General features: G+C 34.2%; 10 protein-coding genes. 2 read left to right on the forward strand and 8 right to left on the reverse strand.

Going from position 1 to position 11,939, the window contains the following annotated elements; genetic code table 11:
- Nucleotides 1–249: 249 nt before the first annotated feature.
- Entirely contained in the window at nt 250–1,104 is an 855-nt protein-coding gene (locus tag HMPREF2864_RS10005) for a fructosamine kinase family protein (RefSeq protein WP_070545551.1), read from the reverse strand.
- Nucleotides 1,105–1,413: 309 nt separating this feature from the next.
- Between HMPREF2864_RS10005 and HMPREF2864_RS10010 the strand changes: the two genes are divergently transcribed.
- Nucleotides 1,414–2,478: a quinone-dependent dihydroorotate dehydrogenase gene (locus tag HMPREF2864_RS10010; RefSeq protein WP_070545553.1), complete on the forward strand. Its 1,065-nt coding sequence runs from the start codon at nt 1,414–1,416 to the stop codon at nt 2,476–2,478.
- 92 nt (nt 2,479–2,570) lie between these two features.
- Here HMPREF2864_RS10010 and HMPREF2864_RS10015 read toward each other — a convergent pair whose 3' ends face one another.
- From HMPREF2864_RS10015 to HMPREF2864_RS10045, 7 genes are all read right to left on the reverse strand, one after another.
- Nucleotides 2,571–3,293 carry an epoxyqueuosine reductase QueH gene (locus HMPREF2864_RS10015; RefSeq protein WP_002460535.1) on the reverse strand — a complete coding sequence of 241 codons (723 nt, stop codon included), beginning with the start codon at nt 3,291–3,293 and terminating at the stop codon, nt 2,571–2,573.
- 71 nt (nt 3,294–3,364) lie between these two features.
- Nucleotides 3,365–3,862, reverse strand: a complete 498-nt coding sequence (locus tag HMPREF2864_RS10020; protein WP_002460536.1) for a hypothetical protein — start codon at nt 3,860–3,862, stop codon at nt 3,365–3,367.
- Between the two features lie 17 nt (nt 3,863–3,879).
- Nucleotides 3,880–4,380, reverse strand: coding sequence for a hypothetical protein (locus HMPREF2864_RS10025; RefSeq protein ID WP_070545554.1), 501 nt, complete (start codon nt 4,378–4,380; stop codon nt 3,880–3,882).
- Between the two features lie 188 nt (nt 4,381–4,568).
- Nucleotides 4,569–6,170 carry an L-lactate permease gene (locus HMPREF2864_RS10030; protein ID WP_070545557.1) on the reverse strand — a complete coding sequence of 534 codons (1,602 nt, stop codon included), beginning with the start codon at nt 6,168–6,170 and terminating at the stop codon, nt 4,569–4,571.
- Nucleotides 6,171–6,187: 17 nt separating this feature from the next.
- A complete protein-coding gene (gene budA / locus HMPREF2864_RS10035; protein ID WP_002460539.1) occupies nt 6,188–6,892 on the reverse strand; it encodes an acetolactate decarboxylase in 705 nt (234 codons plus the stop codon).
- Between the two features lie 32 nt (nt 6,893–6,924).
- A complete protein-coding gene (alsS, locus tag HMPREF2864_RS10040; protein WP_002460540.1) occupies nt 6,925–8,589 on the reverse strand; it encodes an acetolactate synthase AlsS in 1,665 nt (554 codons plus the stop codon).
- Nucleotides 8,590–9,040: 451 nt separating this feature from the next.
- Nucleotides 9,041–9,922, reverse strand: a complete 882-nt coding sequence (locus HMPREF2864_RS10045) for a cidABC operon transcriptional activator CidR (RefSeq protein ID WP_002460541.1) — start codon at nt 9,920–9,922, stop codon at nt 9,041–9,043.
- Nucleotides 9,923–10,333: 411 nt separating this feature from the next.
- Here HMPREF2864_RS10045 and HMPREF2864_RS10050 point away from each other — a divergent pair, with 411 nt between their 5' ends.
- Nucleotides 10,334–11,788 carry an APC family permease gene (locus HMPREF2864_RS10050; protein WP_070545559.1) on the forward strand — a complete coding sequence of 485 codons (1,455 nt, stop codon included), beginning with the start codon at nt 10,334–10,336 and terminating at the stop codon, nt 11,786–11,788.
- The last annotated feature ends 151 nt before the right edge of the window (nt 11,789–11,939 follow it).

Consider the following 11,939-nt stretch of genomic DNA (forward strand, 5'->3'; position numbering starts at 1 on the left):
GGAGCGGGACAGAATTCATTATGAATTCTTAGTCTCGCTCCGGCAAGGTTGACTAGGATTGAAAAAGCTTGCTATAAACGTATTTTTAATCCAGTCAACTACTGCCAATATAGAGTTCATAACTTAAAACATAATTATGTCCGAGTCTCTTTTTCATTATCCGCTATGAATTTAACAATATCATTTACATATCAACAATATCATTAATTACAAATTAAAATAGATATTGCCATTGATTGTTGAAGTTGTCTACTTTAATATTTCAGCCATTGAGCGATTCACACTATTCGCATACATTCCACCAAATTTTAATAAATGAACCATAAATAAATATAATCTGTAAAATTCCAACCGTTTTTCTGCACCTTTTGCCATAGGATAGTGTTTGGCATATTCATCATAAAATTCATCCGTAAAACCACCGAAAACTGTTGTGATGCCTAAATCGAACTCTCTATCTCCATATAACGGTGCTGGATCAAAGAGCGCAGGACGTCCATCAGTTAAAAACATATAATTGCCACCCCATAAATCTCCATGTAAGAGTGATGGCTTACTTTGATGTGCTCCTAACTCATTAATCATCACCATGCGTACTCGTTGATACACCTTATCGTCTTCTTCATTCCATAATCCTTTGTGCATGAGCTCGTCACGTAAATGATCCATACGACGTGCCACAAAAAGTTCTATCCACGAATCCGTCCAAGAATTGTCAAATGAAATATCGCCACCTTCATGAGGTAAATCAAACCCAAATTGGCCATTAGATTGTTGTTCACTATGCATTTTAGCCACTAATTGACCTAATTCACGCTGACTCCCTGTACGCCCTTCATCTAAATAACTCAAAATTAAAAAAGCATCTCCATTAATGCTGCCATTATCTATTACACGTGGCGCTGTAATGTCTGCAGCTTCGAAAGCATTGAGTCCTGCTATTTCAGCTGCATAAAATGATTGATCGCGATTGCGTTGTACAAGTAAGAAATACGTACTATCTTTTGTCGTCACTTTAAATGCCTCATTCACATCCCCACCACTTACAGGTGTTACATCTCGAATATTATCTAAAGGTAATTGATCTATCCATTGCTGATTCATATACATACTCCTTTCATTTATATCCTATTTCCTTTTTTGTGCCTTCTCAATCACCGTACTACTCTATAAAGTCATACCCTTTCGATTTAACTTTACCTCATTTGGAAGTTTTTATTGTAAAAAATACATTTTTTATTCTCTTTTTAATAATGTATCAAACATTTGAAAAAATCATGGCAAAGTATTGAACTTCTATATTTTGGCTTTGAAAAACAAACATAAAGTGCTAGTCTATTATAGAAAATGTTATTTTCAATGCTATTAATTGAGGATAGAAAGCCTCAAATACAATGAAAAAGGAGCATTACTATGTACAAATTAATCAAACCCCTGTTATTTAAAATTGAGCCGGAAAAAGCCCATGGTTTAACTATTGACGCGCTCAAACTTTTACAAAAAGCACCATTTATCTTTCCTATTGTCAAAAAACTTTTCGTGTACGAAGATCCCTCATTGAAACAAACGATCCAAGGTAATACTTACGACAATCCTGTAGGTCTAGCACCTGGCTTCGACAAATCATGTGAAGTGCCTAAAGCTTTAGAATACCTTGGTTTTGGAGCCTTAGAACTTGGTGGCATCACACCGAAACCTCAAGATGGTAACCCGAAACCACGGATGTATCGTTTACTCGAAGATGATGCCTTAATCAACCGCATGGGTTTTAATAATATCGGCATGAATCGTGCTTTATTTAATATACGCCGTCATGCTTATTCTATTCCTGTAGGTTTAAATGTAGGTGTTAATAAGACAACTCCTTATGAAGAACGTGATCAGGACTATATCAAAGTCATGGATACATTTAAGGCAGATGTTGACTTTTTTACCGTAAATATCAGCTCACCTAACACAGAAAATTTACAAAGCTTCCACGATAAAGATGAATTTACAATGCTCTGCAACGCATTAAAGGAATTTAAAGCTCAAACAGATATTCAAGTTCCTATCTATTTAAAATTAACTTCAGATTTAAATTTAGATGATTTTAAAAATATATTACCTTCAATTATAGAAACATTTGATGGAATGATTTTAGCGAACACAACACGACGTCGAGAAGGCTTATCTTCTGATAATAAAAACGAAGAAGGCGGCTTGAGTGGTAGACCATTATTCAAACGTAATTTAGAGCTTGTCAAATGGGCATATCAACAAACAAAAGGTCAATTTCTAATCATTGGTACAGGTGGTATCTTTAGCACAGATGATGCCATTCAAATGATGCGCAATGGTGCTTCCCTAATACAAATTTATTCATCATTAGTGATTGAAGGCCCCGGCTTAACTAAAAAAATCAATAAAGGCATCGCTCAATATTTAACTAAAAATAATTATACAAATGTTAAAGATATCATTGGCTTAGATGCCTAAAATTTAAAATCAGCAATATTTATCGGGAATCGAGATAAATACTGCTGATTTTTCTTTATTTTGATTAAAACTCAACTTGGTATCAATTCACTCTAAGATTGATACTGTTCTAAAAAAGCTTTAGCCTCTTTATTAACTTCTTTAAAATCAATGCCTTGACGCATTGCAGCAAAGACACAACCACAATAACATTGTCGATAAACGTTATAATCTCTACACATTTCCAATGACCGTTCATATCCTTTATTCTTTTTAAAGTCACTTGGTAAATAGTACACATCATAGGCTTCTTGTACTTTCATGCCTAATTCATTAATTAATTGCGCGTTTTTCTTAGGTGACAGCGTTAATGCACTACCAAAATAATTATAGCCAAACCGCTGTGCTGCATCGGCAACAAGGTCTAAACGCATTTCAAAACATGCTGAGCATCTCAATCCGCCTTCTGGTTCATCCATTAAGCCACGTGATTTAGCCATTTTCATAAACGTTTGTGGTTCATATGGCGCTTCAATATATTGAACATGATTGCCAGTCCGTTCATTAAAATCTGCAATAAATTGTTCTTGTACTTTCGCACGTCTTAAATATTCATTTTTAGGATGAATATTGGGATTAGCAAAATAAACACCAATATCTGCAAATTGCGTTAAATATTCTAACGTATACGTGCTACATGGCGCACAACAGCTATGTAACAAAATTTTCGGTTTTTGCTCCGCACGCTTCCATTGCTGTATTAACTTTTTCAAGACACGGTCATAGTTAATTTTTTGATTTTTCATTTTTAATACAATTGGTTCAGCATCTATCATAAAAAGCCTCTCTCGTTCTTTAAAATATAGTTTAATTATATAATATCGAACACGAGAAAGGCATACAATATTTAATATTCTTTTTTTATTTTGACGACTCTCATAATATACATCAAGATACCCATCACAATACCACCAACGATATAATTAATTGGGTTTCCACCATAGGTCTTTATCCCACCTACGGCATCAAATAATAAATCTAGTCCAAAAAGAGCTAAACCAAAATAAATAGCAAATCCTATACAAATTACAGCATATTTCTTAATTAAGTGACGATATTCAGCCTTAGAATTAACTCGCGAATGGTCTAAACCACCTTTTCCCATTATGACTAAAGAAATTATGTTTAAACCAAAAAATAAAATAAATACAGCAACATGTGTCATCATTATTTGTTGTGTGTGTATTATATCTATCACGCTTAATAAAAGTAGCAATGCTATTAATATTGTAGTAATCATGTACATATTAGCTAAACGCTCATTCAATTGAATTTTTTCGCGTTCATCTTTGTCAGTTGAGCTATTCGTAAACCACTTAATTAAAAAGTCATTTAAACGTGACAACGTCCTTCACCTCTATATTAATAATCCTTACGAACTTTAGATTTAGCAAAGAAATATGCAAGTAAACCAAATACTAGTCCCGGCAAGATATTCTTACTTACAGCAAACCATACCGTTACATCCGTATCGTTAAAAAAGCGAAATACCATGTCAAATAACGTTGTTAAAGCTCCAAAAAAGAACCCTCCAACTACACTTTGTCGTTTTAATTTTTTAATGAGCTGGACATATTCTTTATCAGAATAAACGGTTAAATCGTCTAATTTTTCTTTTCGCATTAATACGAGAGTTTGAATATTGATAATTAAAAATACAATCGTGATTGCCATAGTTAGCACTGAAATGGTGTCATGCATCGCATCTAAAATGGCACCTAATAGCAATAAACAAAATAATAAAACATATGCCGTTAGAAATACAGTCGTAAATTTAGCATTGATTACGGCAATTTCACGTTCATCTTTGTCACCTATCGTACCAAGAAGACTATTAATCATTTTATTTTTGAATTTGTTCATATGCTTACTCACCCTTATTTATTATCCTATGTGTCAAATATAACCGACATCGTTAAGTATGTCAAATATAAATGACACTATTATTAAATAATAATTTGCATTTTCTTCTTCCATTACATGATATTAACTTGAATAAGCTAAAAAACAGCTATCTGATCTACATCGTGTCAGATAGCTGTTACTATATTTTAAACAAATAGGCTCAACATAAATGTCCAAATACAAGCAAAGATAAGTAAACCTATACTAAAACGCATAGCCATTTTCATCAATTCAGACTCTTTACCGACTTTATTAACAGCCGCTGTGGCTATAGCAATTGATTGAGGAGATACTATTTTAGCTGTAACTCCACCAGCGACGTTAGCCGCAACTAAGAGCGAGCCTTTTGTACCTATTTGTGTTGCTACAGAAGCTTGAATAGGTGCAAATAATGAGTTGTTATTCACCACTGAACCAGTCATAAACACACCAATCCACCCTAGGACTGGAGATAGCAATGGGAATATTGCACCTGTTTTAGCAATACCTTGACCCATAGCGTTACTCAAACCGCCATATGTCGTAATTTTAGAGACAGCCAAGATAAAGCAAATTGTTAATACAGAAACCCACAATTCTTTAACTGTCACTCCTAAAAGTTTGCCTGCAGTTTTAAACGTCATGTGCTTAGCAATTAAGATGGTAATGATAGCCGTAACTAATATTGCAGTACCAGTTTGTGCAATAAAGTTAAACGTCAAAACATTGGGATGATGTGTCACATTATTCATCGTACCTGGAGCATTGAAGTTAACAACAAGGGCACTTAGTGCACCACCTTTTTCAAATAGTGCTTTAAATGCTGGCAAGCTCCATACCATAACAATAACGGTCAATATAATGAAAGGACTCCATCCATAGACAATTTGCTTAATTGAATGTTTCTCAACCTTGCCGACCGCTTCATTATCTTCAAGTCTAAAGATATTTTTAGGTTGAAATTTACGTGAGAATAATGCAAGTGCAACCATAGCACCTAAGCCTGGGATGATATCAGCTAACTCAGGGCCAGCAAATGCTGCAATCAATACTTGTAAACCGGTAAATACAGATGCGGCTATTAATGTAGCTGGAAACGTTTCTTTAACACCTTTGAGACCATCAATAATAAACATTAATAAAAACGGTACAAAGAAACTAATCAAACCTAATGTTAAGTTACCAATTAATGCAACTTGTGATGCTTTAACACCACCTGCTAAATTTAGTGTATCTGTAATCGCAATAGGAATACCAACAGCACCATAAGCACCAGCTGCTGCATTAGCAACTAGACAATACATAGCTGCTGGCAATGCTTTGAAACCTAGTTGCATTAACAATACGGCACAAATGGCAATCGGTACGCCGAATCCAGCTGCACCTTCTAAAAACCCATTAAATAAGTAACCAATAAGCAGTAATTGAATACGTTGGTCTTGTGAAATACTTGCAATACTATCTTGGACAATATTAAATTGTCCACTTTCAGTTGCAATTTTATAAAGCCATACCGCCATAATAACAATAAAGCCAATTGGTATAATACCTTGATAAAATCCTTCAAATGTTGCGCCTCCCGCAATACGTGCAGGTAATTTGAAGCATATCATTGCTACCAATGCAGTGACAATCAGTGTTGTCAATGCCGCATAAACGCCTTTCATTTTAAATACTGTTAAACACAGCAGGAATAAAATAATAGGCACTGCCGCTACAATTGCTGAAATCAGCATATTATTAAACGGATTGAAACTTTCAACTAACATCTTAAATCGCGACTCCTTTATTCTGCTTCTCTAATTTCGTCGGCGACATCACCATAGTCTATTTCTGTTTCAGTGAACGTCTTGTTGTTAATTGGAAAGTGTTGTTCAAACGTTTCAAAGTTTTGAATTTCTACAGTAACATCATCCACGATAAAGTCTAATACATGTCCACCCAAATTGCGGTCATCATTTGCAAAATGGATATGGAAACCTGCAGAACCAATACCATGGAATAATTCTGGCGTATAGAATCCAATTATTGTACCTTTAATATTTTCTGCTGTTTCTTCTGGTTGTCTACGTGCAGAATCAATTAACCGTGTATAAGGTGGTTCCTGTTTAGGCATCATTCGAACATGCATTTTTTTAAATGTACCACTAATTTTCACTGCTGAAAACATGTTTTTACTTAACATATGTGATTCAACTTCATTTAATACTTCTTCAGAAGATTTATCGCTTGTTTGATATGTTTCATCCGCTTCAAAATGTGTAATCGTTGCGTAAGGTGTTTTTTCATCACCTTTAAGTTTGGTAAATTCTTTGTATTCATTGGCATGGAAAGCCTCTCCATTTAAGAAGATAACTTCTCCATTTGAACCAGTTAAAGTGGCTAGTCCTGAATCTCCGTGTTTTAATAGTTCATCAATTGTTGCAGTTCCTTCTAATAAACCTGCCATTAATGTGCCTAATGTGCCGTGCTGATATAATACATGACTCATTACTGTATTCACTCCTATTTATATGTTTAAATTTAGTTTAATGAATCTGGTAATACATTTGTTGAAAGTTTAATATTATCTTGATAGTTTACAGGAATATCAATTAATACAGGTCCTTCAGTTTCATAACCTTCTTTAATTGCTGCTTCTAATTCTTCTTGAGTTGTAACGCGCAAACCTTTTGCTCCCATTGATTCTGCATATTTAACATAATCAACAGGTCCAAATTCTACACCTGCAGAACGTTTATATTTCATTTCTTCTTGGAATTCTACCATGTTATATTTACCGTCATTCCAAATTAATTGGATGATGTTTAATTTTTTACGTACAGCTGTTTCAAGATCTTGTCCTGAGAATAAGAAACCACCATCGCCAGCAACTGAAACTACTTGCGTATTAGGTCGTACTAATGCAGCAGCAATTGCCCATGGTAAAGCAACACCAAGTGTTTGCATACCATTACTAAACAACAAATGTCTTGGGTTATAGCTTCTAAATTTACGTGCCATCCAAATATAGTGACTACCTACGTCTACAGTAACTGTAGTATCATCTGAAAGTGATTTTTGCATCGTTTCGATAATTTCTAATGGATGTAACACTCCATCAACATGTGTACATTTAATACCTGATGTTTCAATAACTTCTGCTCTTAATTTTTCCAAGTCATTTAAATGTTTGTCATCAATAATTGGTGCATCAATATTTTCAGATATAAGCTCAATTGTACCTGCAATATTACCTATTAATTCTTTTTCAGGACGTAAATGGTTCGTTATTTCAGCAGCAACTTCATCAATATTGATAATTTCAGTATCTAATTCGTGATTCCAGTTACTCGCTTCATATTCAATTGGATCATAACCAATAGTGACAACTAAGTCTGCTTTTTTCAATAATTGGTCACCAACTTGGTTGCGGAACAATCCTACTCTACCGAAGAAGTGATTTTCTAAATCTCTACTAATGACTCCGGCACCTTGGAATGTTTCAACGACTGGAAGATTGGATTTTTCTACTAAGTGACGGATTGCTTCTGTTTCTGCTTCACTTGAACTTCTCATACCAGCTAGTAACACTGGAAACTTAGCATTGCTGATTTTAGTGATAACATCTTTAATATCTTGAAGACTTGGAACACCTAGAGTTGGTTTTTGGCATAATGCTATCGCTTTATTATTAACTGGTGATTGAATGACATCTTGAGGAATACTAATAAAAGTCGCGCCATTTTTACCTGAAGTTGCTGTTCGGATTGCATTTGTCATAACTTCAGATAATGACTCAGGATCTTGAACCTCAGCGCTATATTTTGTAGATGATTTTAAAAGATCTACATTATCTACTGCTTGATGAGTGAGACGTAATAAATCATTACGTTTAACTTGACCGCCAATAGCTAAGACAGGATCACCTTCAGATGTTGCTGTTAAAAGTCCTGTTGTTAAGTTACTTACCCCTGGTCCACTTGTTACAAGAGCGACACCAGGTTTTCCTGTAATACGTCCAATACCTTGCGCCATCATAGCTGCATTTTGTTCGTGTCTTGTAACAATTAATTCTGGTCCATCATCTTCTAATGCATTAAATAAGTAGTCAATTTTAGCACCTGGAATACCAAACACATAATCTACATTATTATTTTTCAACGTATCAATAACCATATCTGCTGCTGAGTAATTTTTTTTAGTCATTTTATATCCATATCCTTTCGATAATTAACAAATTTTCACACTGCTGCACACTTAGATAAAAAGAAGTCAATTGCATGTTCAATTTTTTTAGGAAAAGAGGGAAAGACAGTGAACAGTGCATGACTTCTTTAATATCAAAATGCCTTGTCATTCATTGTTGTGTGAAATCCGCTCAAGCGTTCAAAATTGGACTATTTGGGATAATACTCCGAGTTGGGCTAGAACTCTTTCATATAATCAGTACACTTAAAGCATAACTGCCTTAAATAACTTATTACTAGACAATCATTTCTTTACTATATGAAAAATATTTTGAATCACTTGCAACTTCATTACGTTATTCATTATATTACGATTGAACGTATTAATAAAATACATATTTTCGATTGCAAGTATTCCAAAAAGGAATACATCTATAAAACATCGTATTCCAAGTTATCTCTAAAATTTATTACTTTGGACTTAAATGGCCTATGGTTTGAATCCATTCTCGAGTGACATGCGATAAGTAAGTATCTTTGCGCCAAATAACACCTAAGTGCCAAGATAATCGTGCGTTTTCTAATTTTAAAGCTGTAACCTCATCTCCCATCATATTGTATAAACTTTGAGGAACAACACTGATGCCTAATCCCTGACTAATCATATTTTCAATAAAGTTAATCTGTGAAATATTAGCAACTGTTTTAGGATAAAAGCCAATGCGTTTGCAATTTTCAATAATTTGATCTTTCAAATAGAAATCATCATGAAAAAGTATAAATTCTTCATCTTCCAACTCGGCAAAATCTACTTTCGTGCGCTGCGACAAGGGGTGCGCTTTACTGACGACTAGCAATAATTCTTCATCATAAAGCGAATATGAATGATAAACACTTGAATCTACAGGTAGTGTGGTAATACCGATGTCAATTTCATCGTTGTCAATATTATGTTCTACCACTTTACCACCTCCTTCAATCACTTCGTATGTTACTTTAGGATATTGTTGATGAAATTGGTTAAGACTATCGGTGAACATTTGAACATTCATCATCGGTGATAGGCCAATACGAATATGACCTTTCTGTAGATTGACAACGTCATTCATTTCTAATGATAACTTTTCAAAAAGTGCTAAAAACTCTAAACTATTATCATAAAATGTTTGACCAATATCTGTTAGCTTAATTTGCTTTTGTGAGCGATCAAACAAAGTGATATTATATTCATTTTCAATACTTTTAATTGCCTTGCTTATCGTTGATTGTGCAATATAAAGGTGTTCAGAAGCTTGCGTCATTCCGCCTTGTCGAACCACCTCGACAAAATACTTTATCTGTTTAATTTCCATATTCTTCCACGACCTATATTAGTTTATTTGCTTTTATTGTAGAAATTAGATTTAGGAATATCAATCCTAACTAGGCTTTTCAATAATATTGTAACAATTAATGTTGTTATAATCCTAAATCTTTCATCTTCCATTCCTATGCAATTCTTATTATTATTTTTTAAAAAATTTATAATAATGGCAATTTTTCTCTTAGAAGATAGATGTACCAAAATAGCCACTTACATTATGCTTTAAGTCTGCTATAATCTATTTTATCGTATAAATTTGTCGTATATCCGCTTTAAAAAGTAAGAAAAATGAAATTTTTCAGAATTTTTAGACTATGGTCGGTGATTTTATGATATGATGTTAATTATTAAAATATCACATTTAAATATAGATTATTATTAACTGTGGAGGTTAATTGCTATGTCAAGTTTTTTCAAAACTATTACTCGTAAAGAGAATCCTACGATTTATCAAAATAAAGATGGTCATTTAAAACGTACCTTACGTGTTAGAGATTTCCTAGCGCTTGGTGTAGGTACAATTGTTTCGACTTCTATCTTTACATTACCGGGAATTGTTGCGGCCGAACATGCTGGTCCTGCTGTTGCCTTATCATTTTTAATCGCTGCAATAGTAGCTGGACTTGTCGCATTTACATATGCCGAAATGTCTTCTGCCATGCCATTTGCTGGCTCAGCTTATTCATGGGTTAACGTATTATTTGGTGAGTTCTTTGGTTGGGTTGCAGGTTGGGCACTATTAGCAGAATACTTTATCGCTGTTGCCTTTGTGGCTTCTGGTTTCTCTGCTAACTTACGTGGACTGATTTCACCATTAGGTATTAAATTACCTACATCATTATCAGCTCCATTTGGTGCAAATGGTGGTATTATTGATATCATCGCTGCGGTCGTTATTATTTTAACAGCATTGCTCTTATCAAGAGGTATGACAGAAGCAGCACGCATTGAAAACATTCTAGTAGTTCTTAAAATTTTTGCAATATTGTTATTTGTTGTTGTAGGCTTAACAGCATTACATGTACAGAACTACATTCCATTTATTCCAGAACATAAAGTAACAGATACAGGTGACTTTGGAGGTTGGCAAGGTGTTTATGCTGGTGTATCTATGATTTTCTTAGCTTATATTGGCTTTGACTCAATCGCAGCGAACTCAGCAGAAGCAATTAACCCATCAAAAACAATGCCAAGAGGTATTTTAGGTTCATTAGTAGTCGCTATTATTCTTTTCGTTGCTGTAGCACTTGTGCTCGTAAGTATGTTCCATTATTCACAATATGCTAATAATGCTGAACCTGTTGGCTGGGCATTACGTCAAAGTGGTCATGGCGTTGTTGCAGCAATTGTACAAGGTATTTCTGTTATCGGTATGTTTACTGCATTGATTGGTATGATGTTGGCTGGATCACGTTTACTATACTCATTTGGACGCGATGGTTTATTGCCATCTTGGTTAGCGAAATTAAATCATAAACATTTGCCTAATCGTTCTTTAATTATCTTGACTATCATTGTAGTCATTATCGGTTCAATGTTCCCATTCGCATTCTTGGCACAATTGATTTCAGCTGGATCACTTGTTGCATTTATGTTTGTATCTATCGCAATGTATCGTTTACGTAAACGCGAAGGTAATGACTTACCCGTACCAGGTTTTAAAGTACCTTTATATCCTGTTTTACCGGCAATTACTTTTGTTTTAGTATTTTTAGTATTTTGGGGATTAAGCTATGAAGCTAAACTATATACATTAATTTGGTTTGTAGTCGGTATTGTTATTTATCTTTTCTATGGCGTGCGTCATTCTAAGAAAAATGAAGAACCAGAATATATCGTGCCAAAGCAAAAATAACATAACCATTATAAAAAAAGCTGGATATAAATTCTAAAATAATAGGGAGCGGAACAGAATTCATTATGAATTCGTAGTCCCGCCCCGGCAAGATTGACTAGGATTGAAAAAGCTTGATATACGCGTATTTTCAATCCAGTCAACTACTGCC

Origin of the sequence: Staphylococcus sp. HMSC059F04 (assembly GCF_001812565.1) — a bacterium.
GTDB classification, from domain to species: domain Bacteria; phylum Bacillota; class Bacilli; order Staphylococcales; family Staphylococcaceae; genus Staphylococcus; species Staphylococcus lugdunensis.

Excerpts from the sequence above, each read along its gene's own strand:
- HMPREF2864_RS10005 (WP_070545551.1), bottom strand. The coding sequence starts at position 1,104 with ATGAATCAGCAATGGATAGATCAATTACCTTTAGATAATATTCGAGAT.
- HMPREF2864_RS10010 (WP_070545553.1), top strand. The coding sequence starts at position 1,414 with ATGTACAAATTAATCAAACCCCTGTTATTTAAAATTGAGCCGGAAAAA.
- HMPREF2864_RS10015 (WP_002460535.1), bottom strand. The coding sequence starts at position 3,293 with ATGATAGATGCTGAACCAATTGTATTAAAAATGAAAAATCAAAAAATT.
- HMPREF2864_RS10025 (WP_070545554.1), bottom strand. The coding sequence starts at position 4,380 with ATGAACAAATTCAAAAATAAAATGATTAATAGTCTTCTTGGTACGATA.
- HMPREF2864_RS10030 (WP_070545557.1), bottom strand. The coding sequence starts at position 6,170 with ATGTTAGTTGAAAGTTTCAATCCGTTTAATAATATGCTGATTTCAGCA.
- budA (WP_002460539.1), bottom strand. The coding sequence starts at position 6,892 with ATGAGTCATGTATTATATCAGCACGGCACATTAGGCACATTAATGGCA.
- alsS (WP_002460540.1), bottom strand. The coding sequence starts at position 8,589 with ATGACTAAAAAAAATTACTCAGCAGCAGATATGGTTATTGATACGTTG.
- HMPREF2864_RS10045 (WP_002460541.1), bottom strand. The coding sequence starts at position 9,922 with ATGGAAATTAAACAGATAAAGTATTTTGTCGAGGTGGTTCGACAAGGC.
- HMPREF2864_RS10050 (WP_070545559.1), top strand. The coding sequence starts at position 10,334 with ATGTCAAGTTTTTTCAAAACTATTACTCGTAAAGAGAATCCTACGATT.